Below are 19,087 nucleotides of genomic sequence, written 5' to 3'. Positions count from 1 at the left end.
GCGGTGGCCCATTGTCGGCCGAGGGGATCATTTATGTTGCCGATGAGGACTACTGACTGCACAGGACAGTGCAGCAGGTCACGCGGCGTGCGCGAACGTGGCTGTCCCTTGGGCAACAGCGCTACTACACCCGGGACGAGGCCTTGCCAATGGCCTTTGAAGTAACCCATGTCAGATATGACCGGTTGCGAGATATCCGCACGCTTTGCATGTCAAACGCGGGTGCAAGGCTCAAGCCCTGCGTGGTGGCGTTCGAAGACACGTGAGCCGTTGACCACAGCCGCTCTGGTTGTGCGCACTGCGCTGCGACCCCGTGTTTCGGGTCGATCCACTGAAGGCCTACCGATGTACACCCCCCTCCCTCGCCGTGCGCGGCTCTTGTTCATGATTGCGGGGTGGGGTGCATTTCCTGCCGCTGCCATGGTGGCCGGCGCAGCGGGCTGGCTGGCGCCCTGGCCCGCCTTCTGGGTGGCCGGCGTGGCGTCGCTGATCACCGCGTTGGCCGCGGCCTGCGCGCTGGAGGCAGCCCGCCAGCGCAACGAGCGCGAGCGGCATGCCGATGCGCAAACCCTGTCGCGTCTGGTCGCCGAGACGCAACGGGTCGCTCGCGCGCACGAAGCGGGTGACATCGACGCGGTGATGGACACCGCATCGATGGCAGGCGACTCACGCGTGCTGGCGCAGACGGTCAACGACCTGGTGGCCAGCCACATCGCCGTGAAAAAACAGGCCATGGCCGTGGTGCTGCGGTTCGGCCAGGGCGACTTCAGCGCCACGCTGCCTCCGCTGCCGGGCAAGAAGGCCTTCATCAACGAGACGCTGGAGCAGGTGCGCAGCCATCTCACCGGCCTGGTGGAAGAGCTGAACCACATGTCGCGTGAGCACGATCTGGGCGACATCGACGTGGTCATCGACAGCCGGCGCTTTGCCGGTGACTTCGGCACCATGGCCGAAGGCATCAACCGCATGGTGGCCGGCCACATCGCGGTCAAGAAGAAGGCCATGGCCTGCGTGGCCGAGTTCGGACGCGGCAACTTCGACGCACCGCTGGAAGCGCTGCCGGGCAAGAAGGCTTTCATCAATCACACCATCGAAGAGGTGCGCAGCCATCTCAAGGCCTTGATCCGCGATGCGCAGCAGCTGGTCGAGAACGCGACCGCCGGTCGTCTGGACGTGCGCGCCGATGCGGCACAGCACAGTGGCGACTTCCGCAGGATTGTCGACGGCATGAACCAGACGCTGACGGCGGTGGTGGAGCCCGTGCAGGAAGTGGCGCGGGTGCTCAAGGCCATGGAGGGCGGTGACCTGACGCAGCACGCCAGCACCGACAGCGGCGGTCAACTCGCCGGCCTGTGCGACAGCCTCAATGCCACCGTGGCCCGCCTGGCCGAGGTGGTGGCCGGCGTGACGGGCACCGCGGAACACCTGATGCATGCGGCCAGCGAGGTCACGGCCACGGCCCAGGCGCTCAGCCAGGCTGCCACCGAGCAGGCGGCCGGCGTCGAGGAGACCAGTGCCTCGATCGAGCAGATGACCTCCTCCATCGCGCAGAACACCGACAACGCCAAGGTGACCGACGGCATGGCCAGCCAGGCGGCCGGCGAAGCGGCCGAAGGTGGCGAGGCCGTCAAGGCCACGGTGGCGGCGATGAAGCAGATCGCGCACAAGATCGCCATCATCGACGACATTGCCTACCAGACGAACCTGCTGGCGCTCAACGCCGCCATCGAGGCCGCCCGTGCCGGCGAGCACGGCAAGGGCTTTGCGGTGGTGGCGGCCGAAGTGCGCAAGCTGGCCGAACGCAGCCAGCTGGCGGCCGAAGAGATCGGCACCGTGGCCACCAGCAGCGTCGAGCTGGCCGAGCGTGCGGGCGCCCTGCTGGCAGCGATGGTGCCGAGCATCCGCAAGACCTCGGACCTGGTGCAGGAGATCGCGGCGGCCAGCGACGAGCAGTCATCCGGCGTCAACCAGATCAATGCTGCCGTCATCCAGCTCAGCCAGACCACGCAGCAGAACGCCTCCAGCTCCGAGGAGCTGGCCTCCACCGCAGAAGAGATGAGCGCCCAGGCCGGCCAGCTGCAGCAAGCCATGTCGTTCTTCGTGCTGCAGCGCCCGGCCGCGGCCGCCATGCCGGTGCGACCCCATCGCCTGCCGCCCGCCGCGGCCCGGCCGCGTGAAGCACGGCGCGTGGCACCAGCCCCCCTGAAACCTGTGCAGCGCACGCTGGTGGCGGAAGTCAACGACGCGGACTTCGTGCGGTTCTGAGCCGCGCCGCAGGCAGTCAAGATTGACCCGGGGCGTTGTCATTGAGCAACTGCCAACGAAGGGCGCAGGAGGCCACCGCCACAATCGCGCCGCCCCGTTTGGAGGGTCAGTTGATCAAGATCATGAAGAAGACAGCCATCGCCATCGCCACCCTCGCCGCCGCTCTCGGCGCTGCCAACGCCTCGGCCCAGGCCTACATCGGCGGCGGCGTCAGCGCCACGCGCATCAACGTCGACTGCGACGGTATCCAGAGCTGCGACAAGAGCGACACGGGCGGCAAGCTGTACGGCGGCTGGGGCTTCGGCAACGGCCTGTCGGCCGAGCTGGGCTACATCACCTTCGGCAAGGCCACCGCATCGGACAGCGGCGCTTCGCTGGACGTCAAGGTTCACGGCTTCACCGTGGCGGCCGCTTATCGCGCGCCCATCGCTTCCAGCTGGGGCCTGACCGGTCGTCTGGGCCTGGCTTCGCTGAAGACGAAGCTCTCGGCTTCGGCCGGCGGCCTCAGCGCCTCGGACGACGAGCGCCACACCGCGCCCTACTTCGGCGTCGCTGCCGACTACGCCTTCACGCCCGCGTTGAAGCTGGAACTGTCGGCCGACTTCAGCCGCGCCAAGTACGACGGCGAGAAGGCCGCCGTGCGCAGCCTGGGCCTGGGCCTGCGCTACGACTTCTGATTGCGCACAGCTTTCGCCTGACCACGAAAGCGGCCCTCGGGCCGCTTATCTGTTTCAGCCCTTGACAGCCGGTTGGCACGCCGACAAACCCGCCACTTCAAGCCGCCAGCTTGTGCTGGTACAGCGGCCTTTCGCGGTCTTCCAGCAGCCGGTCCAGTTCGTCCAGCGAATGCCGGCCTGGCTGCAGCCAGGCGTCCACGTGCTCGGGCTTCAGCGGCACGATGCAGCGGTCGTGGCCGGCGGCGGCCACTTCGGGCGGCGGCTCGTCGGTCACGGCCGCGAAGGACAGCAGTGGCTCGCCGTCGGGCCCCACCCAGCGAGACCACAGGCAGGCCACCAGCATCTCGCGGCCGTCGGCGGGCACGAATTCCAGCACCACGTTCTGGCCGTCGCGCTGCACGTTCTCGAAGAACCGGTCCACGATCATCACGCCGTGGCTGACGCCGAACACCCGCCGCCAGAAGGGGCCGCGCAGGTTGTCGCGGCGGGCGTTGTAGGTGCCGGGGTAGCGGCGGTCGTAGTCGGCCGGCACACCCTCGGGCCGGCACTGGTAGCGCATCGGCTTGAGCACGCGGCGGCCGCCTTCCATCACCATCACCGGCGCATACCAGCCGGGGTAGATGCGGGCATCGCGCGGCAAGGGCTCGGTGCGCTGCAGGTCATCCAGCCAGCCCTTGAGCTGGGTGATCTTGGCCCCGGCGATGCGCTGGTCGTCCTGCGCCTTGCGCGTGGGCTTGGTGGCCAGTTGCTGCTCGGCCTTGACCAGCCGCGCGCGCTGGACGAACAGCTCGCGCTGCCAGTCGGTTTCCTGCCGCGCATTGGCTTCGGTGATGTAGCGCGCGATCAGCCGTTCATCGTCGGTGCGCGGGTCGCGCAGAAAGCCCAGGTCCATCGCCTTGGGCGTGCGCGGCCGCTTCTGCGCACCCAGCGTCTCTTCGGTCGTCCAGCGCCACCAGAACAGTTGCACGAACTCGGCGATGCCGATGTCCACGCCCCATTCACGCACGTAGCGGTGGTGCTCGGCCTTGATCATGGCGGAGTAGCACACGCCCAACCCCTCAGCTTGCAATGCAGGCCAGTCTAGCGGCCCGTCATCGCCGCGGGGGCGATGCGACCGGGGTCAAGCCAGCCGGTCGCGTGCGTGCTGCAGCGCCGACTGGGCGGCGCGGGTGGCATGGTGGCGGATGTGCCAGGCGGCCTCGTCCACCGCGCGGCGGGCTTCGAGGCCCGGCAGGTCGCCATCGGCCAGCAGGCGGCGGGCTTCGCGCAGCGCGAGGATGGCCTCGTGCTCATGGTCGCAGTACAGCGCCACCTGGGCGTTGCGCAGCACGTCGAGCGCAGGGCCGTGGGCGGCGGCGGCGCCCGCCGGGCGCGGCGCCTGCATGCCCAGACTGGCCACCCAGGCGGTGGCGGCGGTGAAGGAATTCGAGCTGTCAGCCATGGCGTTCTCCCAGAGAGATTTGGCAATCAAGCTCGCGTCCGGCAGCGCACGGCACGTCGGCCAGCCCCATGCCAGCCGGGGTCGGACGCGCAAGGGGCGCGAACAGGCCCATGGTGCGCCCGACTCGTCTCGGCCGTGCTGCTGGTCCGTGCCCGCCGGTAAGGGGAAGGTTTACAAATTCACAGCCAGTTCAAGCGGGTTGAAAGCCGCTGGCGCGGATGATCTTCGTCCACACGGCGGTGTAGGCACGCTCACGCGCCCCCAGCTGGGCGGCATTCATGTAGCCCACGCTCAGGCCCATGTTGGTCAGGCGTTCCTTCACTTCCGCCTGGCCCAGCACCCGCGCCAGCGCTTCGGAGAAGCGGTCCAGCACCTCGCGCGGCGCACCGGCGGGCGCGAACACGCCGTAGTAAGGCAGCTCCTCGAAGCCGGCCACCCCCACCTCGGCCAGCGTGGGCACGTCGGGCAGGATGGCCTGGCGCTTGTCGCCCATCACCGCCACCACACGCACCTTGCCGCTGCGGTGGTTCTCGATCAGGTCGGGGATGGAGCCCACGCCGCCGGCGATCTGGTTGCCCAGCATGTCGGCCATCATCGGTGCGCTGCCACGGTAAGGCGCCGAGATCAGGTCGAGGCCGAACTTCTGGGCCAGCACCTTGACCATGAACTCGGGCACCGAGGCCGGCGCCGGGATGCCCAGCGCGCTCTTGCCGCCCTGGCTGGTCTTCACCCATTGCACGTACTCGGCCACCGACCTGGCCGGCGTGCCGCCGGACAGCGCCAGCGCGTTGGCGAAGGTGGCAAAGCCCGCCACCGGCACGAAGTCATGTGCCGGATCGAAGCCGGGGTTCTTCACCACCAGCGGCAGGATGGAGACGGTGTGGTCGTGGGTGAGGAACAGCGTGTGGCCATCGGCCGGTGCGGCCTTCAGCGCCTGCGCGGCCAGCTGGCCGCCGGCGCCGGCCTTGTTCTCCACCAGGAAGTTGGCGCCGCCCAGCTCAGGCTTGAGCTTCTCGGCCAGCAGGCGGGCCACGGCGTCGGTGCCGCCGCCCGGCGGAAAGCCCACCAGCAGGCGGTAGGTCTTGTCTGCCTGCGCCCACAGCATGGGGGCGGCCAGCGCGCCGGCCGAGGCGGCCAGGCCTTGCAGCGCGCGGCGGCGGGTGATGGACGGGCGGCCCGTCTTGGAGGGGGCGGTCATGACGAATCTCCTGGTACGACAACGGTGGGCGAATGTAGCAACGCCCGTCGGCCCGCCGCCGCATGGCGGCAGCGCCGTGGCACGGCGGGCTTGGGCGATACTGCCGCGCCATGCAAGTCCTGCGCCGCTCCACCTCACTCGCCCGCCTGGTGCTGGCGTGGTTCATGGTGGCGGTGGGGGTGGCCACGGCATCGCCGATGGTGCATCCGCAGTCGATGGAGCTGGTGTGCACCCAGGGCGGTGCCATCCAGTGGGTGATGGTGGATGCCGGCGCCGACGGCGATGCCGCGGTCATGGGCGCGCACACGCTGGACTGCGCCTTGTGCCTGCCGGCTGCGCTGCCGGCCGGCCCTTTTGTGCCGCCGGCGAGCGAGCCGCTGCCCAGGCTGCGGGCGCCGCACCCGTTCACGTCGGCCGAGATCGCGGCGCTGCTGGGCGCCCCGCTGCCGCCGCGCGGCCCGCCCGCGGCCGCCTGAGGCCACACCCGGCCCGCCACCCTCGACACCACTGAAGGCCCGGCGCGCCCGCGCCCCGCCCGTGGTGACCCTTTCTGCTTCGCCGTTGCCGCTGGCCGCATGGCCCGTGGCCTGCGCCTGCCCCGCTGCGGCGGCGAGATCGCCCCCGAAGAATCAGATGCTCCGTTTTCCGTCTGGCGCCGCCCGTGCGCCCCTGGCCGCTGCGGCCGCCCTCGTCCTGTCCACCCCCCCCCACGCCCAGACCGCCGCCGATGCTGCCGGTGACTCCACGCTGGTGCTGGGCAGCACCACCGTCAACGTCACTGCCAGGGCCCTGGGCCCGTTGCCGGCGCGCAGCGTCTTCAGCTCGGTCGACATCCTGGGCGCCAGCCTGCTGCAGGACCAGCATGTGGACTACAGCTGGGAGCTGCTGACGCGCGCCCCCGGCGTGCAGGTCACGCAGTTCAAGCAAGGCACCGATGCCGGCCGCTTCTCGTTCCGCGGCTTCAACGGCGAAGGCCGCATCAACGCGGTCAAGCTGCTGATCGACGGCATTCCCAGCAACGACAACGCGGGCGGCATGCCCTTCCTCGATGCGGTGTTCCCGCTGGACATCGAGGCCATCGAGATCGTGCGCGGCACCAACGACGCGCGCTACGGCCTGCACAACATCGCCGGCAATGCCAACGTGCGCACCCGCATCGGCGGCAACGAGGGCCGCGCCAGCGTCACCGTCGGCAGCTTCGGCACGCGAGAGGTGCAGCTGGCCAAGGGCCTGGAAAGCGGCGCCTGGAGCCAGAACTACTTCATCGGCTGGCGCGACTCGGACGGCTACCGCGACCATGCCGATGCCAGGAAGCTGGCGCTGGCCGGCAAATGGTTCTACACCGGGGGCGATGGCGACTGGCGTGCCGGCGTGATCGCCCGCCACTACCGCAACCGCGCGCTGGAGTCGGGTTACCTGACCCGCGAGCAGGCCGAGACCGCACCGCGCAGCTCGCCCGCCTACGCGCAGGACGACCGCGGCGAACGCGACACCACGCAGCTCAGCGCCCATGTGGACGGCAGCCTGACGCCGGCCTGGTCGTGGTCGACCAGGCTGTACACCAGCCACTACGAGAACCGGCGCTGGGTGCGCTTCTCGGCCAGCGGGGTGCAGCAGGAGCGCTACAACGACGAACGCCAGCGCGGCGCCATCGGCACGCTGACCTGGCGGCCCACGGTGAGCTGGGCGCATGAGTTCACGCTGGAAGGCGGGCTGGACGCGCAATGGCAGGACAACCTGGGCCAGCGCTACCGCACGGTGCAACGCGTGCGCAGCTCGCAGTTCCGCGACTGGGACTTCGACCTGAACACACGCGGCGGCTACCTGCAGGCGGTGATACGCCCGGTGCCGGCGCTGAAGATCGTGCCGGCGCTGCGGCTGGACAGGATCAGCGGCCACCTCACGGACCGGCTCACCGGCAATGCCTACGACGTGCATGACTACGGCCTGGTCAGGCAGCCCAAGATCAGCGTGGCCTACACCGTCTCGCCGCAGGCCAGCGTGTACGCCAACTGGGGCCGCAGCTTCCAGATCGGCAGCGGCATCGACGCCTACCGCACGCAGACGCGCAACCTCTCGCCCTCCATCAACGACGGCTGGGAAGCCGGCCTCAAGTTCACGCCCCTGGCCGGGCTGGAAGGCCGCGTGGCCTACTGGGAACAGCGCGCCTCGGGCGAGGTGGCGCGGGTGCTGGGCGTGGATGGCCTGCCCGACCCGGGCGGACTGGGCAACGTGGGCAAGACGCTGCGCAAGGGCATCGACCTGCAGCTGCAGACGCGGCCGACGGCCGGCACCACGGCCTGGGTGGCCTGGTCGCACCAGCTGGCCCGCATCACCGAGCCCGACCCCAGCGCACCGGCCACACGCGGCCAGCAGATCGAGAACGTGCCGCGCTACCTGGCCACGGCCGGGATGGACTGGCAGGCGCTGCCGCAACTCAAGCTCTCGGCCTGGGCCAACGCGCAGGGCGAATACTTCCTGGAGCGCACCAACACGCTGGGCCAGGCCGGCGGCTACGCGTTGCTGAACCTGGGCGCCACCTGGCAGCTGACGCCCGCCACCAGCCTCAACCTGCAGCTGAAGAACGTGACCGACCGACACTACGTCTATGCCTGGTACGACAGCGGCTCTTCCGGCTACTCGCCGGGCGACGGCCGCAGCGCCTACTTGAGCCTGGACCTGAGGTTCTGATGGACAGCCGCGACAAGGACCTCTACCGCGCGGTGTGGCGCTGGCACTTCTATGCCGGCCTGCTGGTGCTGCCCTTCCTGGTGTGGCTGGCCATCACCGGCGGGCTGTACCTGTTCAAGGCCGAGATCGACGGCTGGTGGCACCGCGACCTGAAAGTGGTGGTGCCGGCCGCCAGCGCGCCACGCCCGGCCAGCGAGTGGGTGGCCGCCGCCCTGGCGGCGCAACCGGGCACGCTGCGCAAGCTCACGCCCGGCGCCTGGGCCACCGGCTCGGCCGAGTTGGGCATCCGGCGCGCCGATGGCGAGCGCGTGACCGTCTACGTCGACCCCTACCGCGCGCAGGTGCTGGGCACGCTGCCCGACGGCGGCACGCTGGCCTGGACCATCCGCAAGCTGCACAGCCTCAAAGCCTTCGGGCCGGTGGCCCGCGGCTTCATCGAGATGGCGGCCGGCTGGTCGCTGCTGCTGGTGCTCACCGGCCTGTACCTGTGGTGGCCGCGCGGCGATCGCAAAGGCCGCGGCGGCGTGTTGACGGTGCGCGGCCGGCCGCGCCAGCGCGTGTTCTGGCGCGACCTGCATGCGGTGACCGGACTGGCGGTGGGCGCGGTGCTGGCCTTCCTGGCCCTCACCGGCATGCCCTGGTCGGTGCTGTGGGGCCAGCAGGTCAACCAGTGGGCCAACGGCCACAACTTCGGCTACCCGGCCGGTGTGCGGGTGCAGGTGCCGATGTCGCAGCAGCGCCTGCCCGAGACGGGCAGCACCGCCTGGTCGCTGGCGCAGGCGCAGGTGCCGCAGTCCAAGGCGCCCGCATCCAGCGGGGCCGATGACCATGCGGGGCACGCCGGGCATGCCGGCCATGAGGCGCCCGCCGCGCCCCGGCCCGCCACACCGCCCGACATGCTGAGCGTGGACGCGGTGATGGCCCGGGTGCAACGCCTGGGCCTGGCGCCCGGCTACAGCGTGAGCCTGCCTTCGGGGCCCACCGGCGTGTTCACCGCCGCGGTGTACCCGCACGATGTGGCGCAGCAGCGCGTGGTGCACCTCGACGCCTACAGCGGCGCGGTGCTGCTGGACATGGGCTATGCCGGCTACGGCCCGCTGGGCCGCTGGCTGGAATGGGGCATCAACGTGCACCTGGGCCAGGAATACGGCGTGCCCAACCAGGCCGTGCTGGTGCTGGCCTGCCTGGCCATCGTGCTGCTGTGCGTGAGCGCCGCGGTGATGTGGTGGAAGCGCCGCCCCGCCCGCGCGCTGGGCGTGCCGCCCGCACCCGCCGACCCGCGGATGATGCGCGGCCTGCTGGGGCTGCTGGTGGTCGGTGGCCTGCTGTTCCCGCTGGTAGGTGCTTCGCTGCTGATGATGGGGGTGCTGGACCGGCTGCTGGCGCCGCGCCTGCTGCCGCCGGCTACACCGCGTTGAGCGGAATCTTCAGGTAGCGCACGCCGTTGTCTTCGGCCGGCGGCAGCTCGCCGGCGCGCATGTTCACCTGCACCGAAGGCAGGATCAGCACCGGCATGTCCAGCGTCGCGTCGCGTGCGGTGCGCATGGTCACGAAGGCTTCTTCGCTGATGCCCTCGTGCACATGGATGTTGTGGGCGCGCTCGTCGGCCACGGTGCTCACCCAGGCCGCCTCACGGCCCCCGGGCGGGTAGTCGTGGCACATGAACAGACGCGTGTGCGGCGGCAGGCTCAGCACCTTGTGGATGGAGCGGTACAGCGTGCGGGCATCGCCGCCGGGGAAGTCACAGCGGGCCGTGCCGTAGTCGGGCATGAAAAGCGTGTCGCCGACGAAGGCGGCGATCTCGGCAGCCGCACCGTCACCGTCCTGCACCACGTAGGTCATGCAGGCCGGCGTGTGGCCGGGCGTGTGCAGCGCCCTCGCCTGCAGCCCACCGATCTGGAAGCTCTCCTGGTCGTCGAACAGGTGGTCGAACTGGCGGCCGTCACGCGCAAAGCCGGGCTCGGCATTGAACAGGCGGCCGAACACCTCCTGCACCTGCCGGATGTGGCGGCCGATGCCCAGCCGACCGCCCAGGGCCTGGCGCAGGTAGGGCGCGGCAGACAGGTGGTCGGCATGCACATGGGTCTCCAGGATCCATTGCACCTGCGCGCCCAGTGCCCGCACGCGTTCGATCAACCGGTCGGCACTCGCATGGCTGGTGCGGCCCGACTTGGGGTCGTAGTCCAGCACGCTGTCGATCAGCGCGCACTGGCGCGTCTGGCGGTCCAGCACCAGGTAGCTGACGGTGCCGGTGGCGGCGTCGAAGAAGCCTTCGACCTGAAGGCGGGTGCTGGTGCTCAACATCTCGGGTTCTCCGTCTGCATGTCATTCGCCTTCTTGGCGTTCCTTCCGGCGCGCCATCGGCGCAGGCCGGGCGACCGGCCGCCCACCATGCTACGGCCGAAGCTGCCCGCGGCGGGGGCTCGGTGTCGCTGCGTGTGCTGCACCGGCTGCTGCGGCATGAGCCTCGGCATATTGACGCCTACAACGACCTGCGGCCGCGCTGAGCCGGCGCACCGGCCATCACAACCGGAACACCGCCACCGCCTGCGACAGCGCATCGGCCTGCCGGCGCAGGCTCTCCGCGGCGGCGGCCGATTCCTCCACCAGCGCCGCGTTCTGCTGCGTGGTCTGGTCCAGCTGGCTCACGGCCAGGCCCACCTGCTCGATGCCCTGGCGCTGCTCGCCCGCTGCATGCGACACCTCGTCGATGAGACCGGCCACGCGCACCACCTGGGCCACCACCTCCTCGATGGTGCGGCCGGCGCCGTCCACCAGCGCGGCGCCCGAGGCGACGCGCAACGCCGATTCGTCGATCAGCATGCGGATCTCCTTGGCGGCTGCCGCGCTGCGCTGGGCCAGCGTGCGCACTTCGGATGCCACCACCGCAAAGCCGCGCCCGGCCTCGCCCGCACGGGCCGCTTCGACCGCCGCGTTGAGCGCCAGGATGTTGGTCTGGAAGGCAATGCCATCGATCACGCTGGTGATGTCGCCGATGCGGCCACTGGACTGGCGGATCTCGGCCATCGTGCTCACCACCTGCTGCACCGCGCCACCCCCTCGCCGCGCCACGTCGGTGGCCTGGCCGGCCAGCTGCGATGCCTGCTGCGTGTTGTCGGCGCCGTTGCGCACCGCGCCCGTCAGCTGCTCCATCGAGGCGGCCGTCTCCTGCAAGCTGGCCGCCTGCTGCTCGGTGCGGCTCGACAAGTCCTGCGTGCCCTGCGCAATCTGGTGGCTGGCGGTGGCCACCTCCTCCACGCCGCTGCGCACCGCCTGCACCACCTGCACCAGGCCCTCACGCATCGCCTGCATCGAGGCCAGCACACTGCCCGGCCGCGCTGGGGCACGGTCGTCGCGCGACAGGTCACCCCCGGCGATGCGGCTGGCCGCCGCGGCCAGCGACGCGGGCTCGTCGCCCAGGGCCTGCAGCACGCTGCGGGTGATGACCAGCGCAATGGCCACGCTCAGCAGGACCATCAGCCCGATGCCGACGCCGCTGTACCAGCCCATCGTGTGCGCCCGGGCCTGGGAGCCCTGGTACTCGTCGGCGGCGACCCGCGCCTGCAGACCCATGAGCTGCTCGACGCTGTCCACCACCGGGGGCGACAAGGGGCTGACCTGCGACTTCATCAACTGCAGGGCGGCCGGCGCATCGCCCCTGGCCAGCGCCTGGGCCACCGGCTCATAGCCGGCGTCCAGCAAGGTGCGGAAGTGATGCAGCGCCTTGGCCGCCAGCTGCTTTTCCTCCGCCGTCTGGGCGCCGCCCAGGTAGCGCTGCCAGGTCGCATCGGCCTTGCCGCGGGCGCTGGCGTACTGGGTCAGGCGCTGGGTGGTGTTGGCGGGGTCGGCCGCCAGCAAGGCGTCGGACAGCAGCACCCGCATGCGGGCCACCAGGTAATGGATCTCGCCCAGGTGGTTCAGCGGCAGCGTGCGGTCTTCGTACATCGTGCGCTGCGAAGCCACCGCCGCGCGCAGCGTCCAAGCCTGCAGCGCCGCCACCAGCAGGCCAAGCACCAACACCACGGCAAAGCCGGCCAGGAGGCGCGTACGCAGGCGCCAGCGGGAGATCGACGACATACAACCCCTTGCGGAACTACTGACCGGGTTTATCGATCCGTGCCTTGAACAACCTGAGACGCAAAAATTGGCACGACCGGCCTGGCTGCCAGCACCCGAGCCACCCGCACAAACCCTCACCCCGCTTTGCGGGGCCTGCGTTCGGGCGATGGCTGGAGCAACCGTCCGCTGCCATCCTGCGGCCAGCGAATGACCGGAGTACCCCCATGGCCCTGATCCGTTGCCCCGCCTGCACCGACGTCGTCAGCTCCCTGGTGCACGCCTGCCCCAGCTGCCGCGCCCACCTGCGCCCCGTGGCCGCCAAAGCCGACCAACGCCCCCGCGCGCCGACGCCGCCGCGCCGGCTGCTGCCCAGCGTGGCGCGGGTCTCGCACTTTCCCACGCGCGGTTGATCAAGCGCTGCAGGTTCTCGCAATACCAGGCCGCGCGGGCCGCTCAACGCAGGGCGCCGTCCAACCAGGCCGCCAGCTGCGCGGCCGTCATCGCACCGCTCTGGCGGGCCACTTCGCGGCCACCGACGAATAACAAGGTGGTGGGAATGCTGCGGATCTGCATCGCCGCGCTGGCTTGCGGCGCCGCATCGCTGTCCACCTTCACGAAGCGCAGTTCAGGCCGCTGCGTGGCCAGTTGCGCGAAGTGCGGCGCGTAAGAGCGGCAGGGGCCGCACCAGGCAGCCCAGAAGTCCACCACCACCGGCGCCTCGGTGCCTTGCAGGTAGCGGGGCAGGTCGGCATCGCCCAGGGCCACCGGATGGCGCGGCGCCACCGGCTGGCCGCAACGGCCGCAGCTGGGGTCTTCGGCCAGGCGTTCCGGCGGTACGCGGTTGCGGGTGCCGCAGTGGGGGCAGACGAGGAGCATGGCGGACTTCAGCAGGGCTGGTGCAGTGGACCTGGCCTGCATATCAGGCCCCTCGCCGCCACTTAAAGAGGCCGTGCCCGCGCGCGCGCCGTCTGCATGGCCAGGGCGGCCGCCAGCAGCAGCACCGCGGCACTGGCCAGGAAAGTGCTGCGGTAGCCGCTGCCGTCGAACAAGAGCCCGCCCAGCGTGGAACCCACGGCGATGGACAGCTGGATCACCGCCACCATCAAGCCCCCGCCGGCTTCTGCGTCCTGCGGCATGGCCTGCGCCACCCAGCTCCACCAACCCACCGGGGCAGCCGTGGCCAGCAGGCCCCACAGCGCCAGCAAGGCCACGACCACCCCTGCGCTGGGGCCCGCGGGCACCAGCGCCACGGCCAGCAGGGCCATCAGCACCGGAATGGCCACCAGCGTGCGGTACAGGCCCCGCTTCAACACGCCGCCGATGAGCAGCGTGCCGACGAAGCCGGCCACGCCCATGGCCAGCAGCACCCCCGACAGCTGGCCCACCCCGATGTGCGTGACCGTCTCCAGGAACGGGCGCACATAGGTGAAGAGCGCGAACTGCCCCAGGAAGAATGCACCGCAGGCCGCCATGCCCCAGGCCACGGGCGGGCGGGCCAGCACCCGGAACACGGCGCCAGGCGAAGACGCGCGGCGATCGGCCGGCATGTCGGGCAGGCTGATCCATTGCCACAGCAGCGCCACCAGCGCCACCGGCACCAGGCACAGGAAGGCGCCCCGCCAACCCACCACCGCGCCAAGCCAGCTGCCCAGCGGCGCGGCCACCACCGTGGCCAAGGCGTTGCCGCCATTGAAGATGGCCAGCGCGCGCGGCACCTGCTCGGCGGGCACCAGCCGCATGGCGGTGGCCGCCGACAGCGACCAGAAGCCACCGATCACCACGCCGATCAAGGCACGGCCCAGCATGTAGACCGCGTGGTTGGCCGCCATCGCGACCACGGCGCCCGACACCGCCATCAAGGCAGTGAGCGCCAGCAGCAGCGTCTTGCGGTTCATGCGCGCTGCCAGTCGCGCGATGCACAGGCTGGTGAGCACCGCGAAGGCCCCCGAGATGGCAATGCCCTGGCCCGCCATGCCCTCGGTGATGCCGAGGTCCGCCGCCATCGGCGACAGCAGGCTGACCGGCATGAACTCCGAGGCGATGAGGGCGAACACGCACAGCGCCATCGCATGAACGGCGCTCCAGGCCGCAGGGCCGCGCGTGGCCGTGGCCGGGCTGGCTTGAACGAGCATGTCGAAGGTCTTTGTCAGAGGTAGGCGAGGAAGCGGCCGGCGAAGATGACGCCCGTCCACAAGAGCATGGACACCAGCGCCCCGGCGCGGGCGGCCGCGGGGGCCGCGGCGGCATCCATCCAGGCATGCACCCGGCGATAGACGCCGGCATGGAACACCCCCACGTTGGCCATGGCCAGCACCAGCAGGCCCAGCTTCCAGGGCGCCGCGGCGCTGGCCGCCACCACGGTGGCCTGCGCGCTGAGCAAGGCGATGCCGGTGACGACGGCCACCGTAAAGCCCACACGCGCCAGCGGCAGCAGCAGGCGCCCGGCGGCCGTGAGCGGCACCAGCCGCCGGCCGGCGCCCAGCACCAGAAGATCGAACGCGAAGGCCGGGCCCACCAGCAGCGCGATGCCCAGGATGTGCAAGGTTTCCAGCACGGGATAAAGGTGCTCGGTGCCACGCACCGCGGCGCCGAGCGAAGAGGCTTGCAGCTGCGTCAGCAGCACGGTCAGCAGTTCTGGCATGAACGATCCAGGGTGAGGCGGCAGCGACGGGGGCGGCGACGTGCGCCGCACGCGCCGCGGGGAATGCGGCGCAGGTCGGGTTACCGGGGCAGCGGCGCGCGCACCGGCAGCGTGTTGCCCAGCACCTGGTTCACGGGCACCGCCTCATCGCCCCACCAGAACACCACCGGGCGGAACAAGTGGTCGTCGCTGCGGTTCACATAACCCACCGCCTGCACGCGCTCACCCACCTTCAGTGCACGGGCAAGACCCCAGGGGCCCGACCATGCAGGCGGCGCGATGATGATCTGCAGCCCCCGGTGCGGGCCCCGGTAGGCCGGCGCGGCGCGCACCCGGCTGCTGTCCTCGGGGTGCTGCAGCTCCTTGGGAATGGCCAGGTCCGGCATGCGGGCCGGCAGCTCGGCATCCAGCGCCAGGTCGAACAGCGAATGCGGATTGCCCCAGGTGCCTGCCGACGACACCCGGCCGGCGATGTAGGTCAGGCGGCTGGTGTCAAAGCCGGACCAGCCGTGGTGGGCCCATGCGGCGCGCCCGGGCCACAGGGCGGTGAGCGGCGCTGCCGCCAGCGCGGCCACCGTGCGGAGGGTGCGGCGACGTTCGGGCGATGGCGCATCGCCTGCCTGGAGTGCTGCCGTGTCGCGGATGGCCATGCCTGTCTACTTCCTGTTGCCAGCCCGCATGGTGAAGCGTGGCGGCCCGCTTGAGTAGCCGCTGCCGGTCGATATGGCTTATGAGTACAGCTCATCAATGCGGTACAGGCGCGGGCTGAAGCGCCTCAGAACGCGCCGCCCGTCACCGAGAAGTCGGCGACCTGCCGCGCTGCATCGCGCAGCTGAGGCACCAGCGGCCGCAGGTCGTCACGGCGGCTGTGCAGGGCATAGTCCAGCGACCCCAGCGCCACCGGGCTGCGCAGCGCGCGCAGCACGCCCCGCTGCTGCAGCGCCGTGGCCCAGCCATCGGGCAGCAGGCCCACGCCCAGGCCTTGCGCCAGCAGGCCGACGATGGCGCCCCAGTGGTTGCAGACGATGCGGCGGTCGGCCCGCGCCTGGGCCTGCTCCAGCCACTCGTCGACGATGGGCGTGATGCCGGAGCCCGCCGGCAGCGTGACCAGCGGCTGCGCACGCAAGGCCGCCGCGTCCATGTGCCGCAGCCGGCGCGCCAGCGCGGGCGCCGCGCACCAGCGAAAGCTGGCCTGCGCCAGCGGCGTGCAGCGCAGGCGGCCGCGGCGTGAGCGGCCGGCGATCACGGCCACGTCCAGCTCGCCGCGGTCCAGCCGATCGGCCAGCACCTCGCCAATGTCCACCTGCACGCTCACCACCAGCGCGGGATGCTGCTGGCCGATGGCGGCCACCCACTGCGGCAGCCAGGTGAGCGCGGTGAGCTCCCCCACGCCGAGGCGGCAGGGCCCGCGCAGACCCGGAGCGCCCACGATGTCCTGGCGCAGCGCATCGGCCTGCTGCAGCAGCGCGGCGGCCTGCGGCAGCAGCCGCTGGCCCGTCTCGGTGAGCACGGCCTGGCGTCCGCTGCGGTCGAACAGCGGCTGGCCCAGCGAGGCTTCCAGCTCGGCGATGCGCTTGGACAGCGACGACACCGACAGGTGCACCCGCTCGGCCGCCATCGCGAAGCTGCTGCAGGTGGCGGCCCAGTAAAAGGCCTCGAGTTGCTTGAGCGTCATTCGAAAACTCTCGGAAAAGCGAACGGAGATTGTCGAATCAATTCGCTTTTCAGGTCGATGTGGGCTGCGCACACTGCGCCCCGACCACCACCCTTGCAAGCCGCCGCCGTGACCGACGCCACCCCACTGCTTTCCACGCCCGATGCCTGGGCCGCCTTCCAGGGCACACGCCGTAGCGGCCGCACGCGGCAGCTGCTGTCGCTGGACGACTTCGAGGCGGCGGCCCGGTGCGTGCTGCCGCGGCCGATCTTCGGCTATGTCTGCGGCGCGGCCGAAGACAACCGGGCGCTGGCCGACAACCGGCAGGCTTTCGACGAGCTGGCGCTGGTACCCCGCGTGCTGTGCAACGTGGCGCAGCGCCAGCAAGGCGTCACGCTGTTCGGCCAGCGCTACGCCAGCCCCTTCGGCATCGCGCCCATGGGCATCGCGGCGCTGTCGGCCTATGGCGCCGACGTGGCACTGGCCCGCGCGGCGGCGCAGGCCCGCATCCCGGCGGTGCTCAGCGGCTCGTCGCTCACCCCGCTGGAAGAGGTGATGCAAGCCGCGCCCGACACCTGGTTCCAGGCCTACCTGCCGGGCACGCCCGAGCGCATCAGCGCGCTGCTGCAGCGCGTGGCCGCCGCGCGGGTGCGCACGCTGGTGGTCACGGTGGACATCCCGGTGGCCGGCAACCGGGAGAACAACTTGCGCGCCGGCTTTTCAACGCCGCTGCGGCCCAGCCTGCGGCTGGTCTGGGACGGCCTGGCGCGCCCGCGCTGGCTGTGCGGCACGATGCTGCGCACGCTGATCAAGCGCGGCATGCCGCACTTCGAGAACTCGTTCGCCGAGCGCGGCGCGCCCATCCTGTCGTCGCGCGTGCAGCGCGATTTCTCCGAGCGCGACCACTTCGACTGGAGCCACCTGGCGCGCATCCGCCGCCAGTGGCAGGGCACGCTGGTGGTCAAGGGCATCCTCAGCCCGGCCGATGCGGCGCAGGCCCGCCGCCATGGCGTGGACGGCCTGATCGTCAGCAACCACGGTGGCCGCCAGCTCGACGGCGCGGTGGCGCCGTTGCGGGTGCTGCCCGCCATTGCCGAAGCCGCCGGCAGCGCGATGACGGTGATGCTGGACGGCGGCGTGCGCCGCGGCACCGACGTGCTCAAGGCCCTGGCGCTGGGCGCGCAGGCGGTGTTCGTGGGCCGGCCCTTCAACTATGCGGCGGCGGTGGACGGGCAGGCCGGCGTGGCCGCAGCCATCGAGCTGCTGCGCGCGGAGGTGGACCGCAACCTGGCCATGCTGGGCCTGACCGGCTGCGACCAGCTGGGCCCGCAACACCTGCTGGACCGGCGCCTGCCCTGGCCGCTGGTCCCGACACCCGCCGCCCACCGTTCGCAACCACAAGGAGACGCCTGATGAACCTCACCCGCCGAGACAGCCTGCGCTGGGCCCTGGCCGCCAGCGCACCGGGCCTATGGCTCACGGCAGCGCAGGCCCAGGCCTGGCCCAGCAAGCCGGTGCGGCTGATCGTGCCCTTTGCGGCCGGCGGCACCACCGACATCATCGCCCGCGTGGTGGCCCAGGGCCTGGGCGAGGCGCTGGGCCAGACCGTGATCGTCGACAACAAGGGCGGCGCCGGTGGCGCGCTGGGCACGCAGGAGCTCGTCCGCCAGCCGGCCGACGGCCATGTGCTGGGCATGGCCACCGTGTACACCACGGCCTCGGGCCGGGCCATCAACCGGCGCATCGGCTACGACCCGCTGGCCGACTTCACGCCCATCATCAACATTGCGGCCACGCCCAACGTGATCGCGGTGCATCCGGGCTTTCCGGCGCGTGACCATGCCAGCTTCCTGCAGCTGCTGCGGCGCAGCCCGGGCAAGTACAGCTTCAGCAGCGCGGGCACCGCCTCCATCGGCCACATGCAGATGGAGCTGTACAAGAGCCTGTCGGGCGCCTTCGTCACCCACATCCCCTACCGGGGCTCGGGCCCGGCGCTCAACGACACCGTGGCCGGCCAGGTGGCCATGGTGTTCGACAACCTGCCCTCGGCCCTGCCCTTCATCAAGTCGGGCCAGCTGGTGCCCATCGTGGTGGCGGCGCCGCAGCGGCTGGCGCAGCTGCCCGATGCGCCCACCTTCAAGGAAGTGGGCTTCGAGCCGGTCAACCGCATGGCCTACTACGGCATCGTCGGCCCCAAGGGCCTGCCGCGCTCCGTGGTGGACAAGGTGGCCGCCGCCGTGCACAAGGCGGCCGACCAGCCCGAGGTGAAGAAGCGCATCGAAGCCACCGGCTCGCAGCTCATCCTCAACACCCCCGAGGCCTTCGCAGCGCAGATCCGCGCCGAGCTGGCGGTGTACCGCGAGGTGGTGGAACGGCAGGGCCTGAAGCTGGAGTGAGGCGATGCCCTGCGCCTGAAGCACGGCCGACACGATGATGGCCAGGCGAAGGCCCTTTAGCGTTG

General features: G+C 71.0%; 18 protein-coding genes. 8 read left to right on the top strand and 10 right to left on the bottom strand.

What is annotated here, in order from left to right; genetic code table 11:
- The first annotated feature begins 420 nt into the window (after positions 1-420).
- Entirely contained in the window at positions 421-2,265 is a 1,845-nt protein-coding gene (locus tag MW290_RS11945; RefSeq protein ID WP_250194873.1) for a methyl-accepting chemotaxis protein, read from the top strand.
- Positions 2,266-2,387: 122 nt separating this feature from the next.
- Positions 2,388-2,942, top strand: a complete 555-nt coding sequence (locus MW290_RS11940; RefSeq protein ID WP_250194872.1) for an outer membrane beta-barrel protein — start codon at positions 2,388-2,390, stop codon at positions 2,940-2,942.
- A 97-nt stretch (positions 2,943-3,039) separates the two neighbouring features.
- Here the strand turns inward: MW290_RS11940 and MW290_RS11935 are convergent, their stop codons facing one another.
- The 3 genes from MW290_RS11935 to MW290_RS11925 all read right to left on the bottom strand — a co-directional run bounded on the left by MW290_RS11935 (position 3,040) and on the right by MW290_RS11925 (position 5,581).
- Positions 3,040-3,990 carry an SOS response-associated peptidase family protein gene (locus MW290_RS11935; RefSeq protein WP_250194871.1) on the bottom strand — a complete coding sequence of 317 codons (951 nt, stop codon included), beginning with the start codon at positions 3,988-3,990 and terminating at the stop codon, positions 3,040-3,042.
- Between the two features lie 72 nt (positions 3,991-4,062).
- Positions 4,063-4,383 (bottom strand): hypothetical protein, encoded by a 321-nt coding sequence (locus MW290_RS11930; protein WP_250194870.1) that lies wholly within the window; start codon positions 4,381-4,383, stop codon positions 4,063-4,065.
- A 190-nt stretch (positions 4,384-4,573) separates the two neighbouring features.
- Positions 4,574-5,581: a Bug family tripartite tricarboxylate transporter substrate binding protein gene (locus MW290_RS11925; RefSeq protein ID WP_250194869.1), complete on the bottom strand. Its 1,008-nt coding sequence runs from the start codon at positions 5,579-5,581 to the stop codon at positions 4,574-4,576.
- 110 nt (positions 5,582-5,691) lie between these two features.
- On the opposite strand from MW290_RS11925, the gene MW290_RS11920 reads away from it, so the two are divergent.
- The 3 genes from MW290_RS11920 (at position 5,692) to MW290_RS11910 (ending at position 9,690) form a co-directional block, all read left to right on the top strand.
- Entirely contained in the window at positions 5,692-6,057 is a 366-nt protein-coding gene (locus tag MW290_RS11920) for a DUF2946 family protein (protein WP_250194868.1), read from the top strand.
- A 157-nt stretch (positions 6,058-6,214) separates the two neighbouring features.
- A complete protein-coding gene (locus tag MW290_RS11915; protein ID WP_250194867.1) occupies positions 6,215-8,272 on the top strand; it encodes a TonB-dependent receptor in 2,058 nt (685 codons plus the stop codon).
- The gene (locus MW290_RS11910; protein WP_250194866.1) at positions 8,272-9,690 is read left to right on the top strand and encodes a PepSY-associated TM helix domain-containing protein; all 1,419 of its coding nucleotides are present in this window, start codon (positions 8,272-8,274) and stop codon (positions 9,688-9,690) included. Before MW290_RS11915 ends, MW290_RS11910 begins: the two co-directional genes overlap by 1 nt.
- Here the strand turns inward: MW290_RS11910 and MW290_RS11905 are convergent.
- Together MW290_RS11905 and MW290_RS11900 are read right to left on the bottom strand one after the other, a co-directional pair.
- Positions 9,677-10,576: an MBL fold metallo-hydrolase gene (locus MW290_RS11905; RefSeq protein ID WP_250194865.1), complete on the bottom strand. Its 900-nt coding sequence runs from the start codon at positions 10,574-10,576 to the stop codon at positions 9,677-9,679. The two genes, MW290_RS11910 and MW290_RS11905, sit on opposite strands and share 14 nt — an antisense overlap.
- 219 nt (positions 10,577-10,795) lie before the next feature.
- Positions 10,796-12,349 (bottom strand): methyl-accepting chemotaxis protein, encoded by a 1,554-nt coding sequence (locus MW290_RS11900; RefSeq protein WP_250194864.1) that lies wholly within the window; start codon positions 12,347-12,349, stop codon positions 10,796-10,798.
- A 206-nt stretch (positions 12,350-12,555) separates the two neighbouring features.
- Between MW290_RS11900 and MW290_RS11895 the strand changes: the two genes are divergently transcribed.
- Positions 12,556-12,741 carry a hypothetical protein gene (locus MW290_RS11895; RefSeq protein WP_250194863.1) on the top strand — a complete coding sequence of 62 codons (186 nt, stop codon included), beginning with the start codon at positions 12,556-12,558 and terminating at the stop codon, positions 12,739-12,741.
- A gap of 43 nt (positions 12,742-12,784) precedes the next feature.
- On the opposite strand, the gene trxC is transcribed toward MW290_RS11895, so the two are convergent.
- From trxC to MW290_RS11870, 5 genes are all read right to left on the bottom strand, one after another.
- Positions 12,785-13,207: a thioredoxin TrxC gene (gene trxC, locus MW290_RS11890; RefSeq protein WP_375142753.1), complete on the bottom strand. Its 423-nt coding sequence runs from the start codon at positions 13,205-13,207 to the stop codon at positions 12,785-12,787.
- Positions 13,208-13,269: 62 nt separating this feature from the next.
- Positions 13,270-14,397: an MFS transporter gene (locus tag MW290_RS11885; protein WP_375142839.1), complete on the bottom strand. Its 1,128-nt coding sequence runs from the start codon at positions 14,395-14,397 to the stop codon at positions 13,270-13,272.
- Positions 14,398-14,477: 80 nt separating this feature from the next.
- Positions 14,478-14,972 (bottom strand): hypothetical protein, encoded by a 495-nt coding sequence (locus MW290_RS11880; protein WP_250194861.1) that lies wholly within the window; start codon positions 14,970-14,972, stop codon positions 14,478-14,480.
- An 80-nt stretch (positions 14,973-15,052) separates the two neighbouring features.
- Positions 15,053-15,622: a hypothetical protein gene (locus tag MW290_RS11875; RefSeq protein ID WP_250194860.1), complete on the bottom strand. Its 570-nt coding sequence runs from the start codon at positions 15,620-15,622 to the stop codon at positions 15,053-15,055.
- Between the two features lie 125 nt (positions 15,623-15,747).
- Complete coding sequence (locus tag MW290_RS11870) at positions 15,748-16,647, bottom strand: LysR family transcriptional regulator (protein WP_250194859.1); 900 nt, start codon at positions 16,645-16,647, stop codon at positions 15,748-15,750.
- A 108-nt stretch (positions 16,648-16,755) separates the two neighbouring features.
- Between MW290_RS11870 and MW290_RS11865 the strand changes: the two genes are divergently transcribed.
- Both MW290_RS11865 and MW290_RS11860 read left to right on the top strand, forming a co-directional pair.
- Positions 16,756-18,039, top strand: coding sequence for an alpha-hydroxy acid oxidase (locus MW290_RS11865; RefSeq protein WP_375142752.1), 1,284 nt, complete (start codon positions 16,756-16,758; stop codon positions 18,037-18,039).
- Positions 18,039-19,022, top strand: coding sequence for a tripartite tricarboxylate transporter substrate binding protein BugE (locus MW290_RS11860; RefSeq protein WP_250194857.1), 984 nt, complete (start codon positions 18,039-18,041; stop codon positions 19,020-19,022). The genes MW290_RS11865 and MW290_RS11860 overlap by 1 nt, the downstream gene beginning before the upstream one ends.
- The last annotated feature ends 65 nt before the right edge of the window (positions 19,023-19,087 follow it).

It is taken from the genome of Aquincola tertiaricarbonis (assembly GCF_023573145.1).
GTDB lineage: Bacteria > Pseudomonadota > Gammaproteobacteria > Burkholderiales > Burkholderiaceae_C > Aquincola > Aquincola tertiaricarbonis_B.
The sequence above is the reverse complement of the archived record's forward strand: the minus strand, read 5'-3'. Positions and strand labels throughout refer to the sequence as shown.

What these genes read in the sequence shown, in the direction of transcription:
- MW290_RS11940 (WP_250194872.1), top strand. Translation starts at nt 2,388, where the DNA reads ATGAAGAAGACAGCCATCGCCATCGCCACCCTCGCCGCCGCTCTCGGC.
- MW290_RS11925 (WP_250194869.1), bottom strand. Translation starts at nt 5,581, where the DNA reads ATGACCGCCCCCTCCAAGACGGGCCGCCCGTCCATCACCCGCCGCCGC.
- MW290_RS11885 (WP_375142839.1), bottom strand. Translation starts at nt 14,397, where the DNA reads ATGGCGCTGTGCGTGTTCGCCCTCATCGCCTCGGAGTTCATGCCGGTC.
- MW290_RS11945 (WP_250194873.1), top strand. Translation starts at nt 421, where the DNA reads ATGGTGGCCGGCGCAGCGGGCTGGCTGGCGCCCTGGCCCGCCTTCTGG.
- MW290_RS11900 (WP_250194864.1), bottom strand. Translation starts at nt 12,349, where the DNA reads ATGTCGTCGATCTCCCGCTGGCGCCTGCGTACGCGCCTCCTGGCCGGC.
- MW290_RS11910 (WP_250194866.1), top strand. Translation starts at nt 8,272, where the DNA reads ATGGACAGCCGCGACAAGGACCTCTACCGCGCGGTGTGGCGCTGGCAC.
- MW290_RS11895 (WP_250194863.1), top strand. Translation starts at nt 12,556, where the DNA reads ATGGCCCTGATCCGTTGCCCCGCCTGCACCGACGTCGTCAGCTCCCTG.
- MW290_RS11880 (WP_250194861.1), bottom strand. Translation starts at nt 14,972, where the DNA reads ATGCCAGAACTGCTGACCGTGCTGCTGACGCAGCTGCAAGCCTCTTCG.
- MW290_RS11930 (WP_250194870.1), bottom strand. Translation starts at nt 4,383, where the DNA reads ATGGCTGACAGCTCGAATTCCTTCACCGCCGCCACCGCCTGGGTGGCC.
- MW290_RS11915 (WP_250194867.1), top strand. Translation starts at nt 6,215, where the DNA reads ATGCTCCGTTTTCCGTCTGGCGCCGCCCGTGCGCCCCTGGCCGCTGCG.
- trxC (WP_375142753.1), bottom strand. Translation starts at nt 13,207, where the DNA reads ATGCTCCTCGTCTGCCCCCACTGCGGCACCCGCAACCGCGTACCGCCG.
- MW290_RS11870 (WP_250194859.1), bottom strand. Translation starts at nt 16,647, where the DNA reads ATGACGCTCAAGCAACTCGAGGCCTTTTACTGGGCCGCCACCTGCAGC.
- MW290_RS11875 (WP_250194860.1), bottom strand. Translation starts at nt 15,622, where the DNA reads ATGGCCATCCGCGACACGGCAGCACTCCAGGCAGGCGATGCGCCATCG.
- MW290_RS11920 (WP_250194868.1), top strand. Translation starts at nt 5,692, where the DNA reads ATGCAAGTCCTGCGCCGCTCCACCTCACTCGCCCGCCTGGTGCTGGCG.
- MW290_RS11860 (WP_250194857.1), top strand. Translation starts at nt 18,039, where the DNA reads ATGAACCTCACCCGCCGAGACAGCCTGCGCTGGGCCCTGGCCGCCAGC.
- MW290_RS11905 (WP_250194865.1), bottom strand. Translation starts at nt 10,576, where the DNA reads ATGTTGAGCACCAGCACCCGCCTTCAGGTCGAAGGCTTCTTCGACGCC.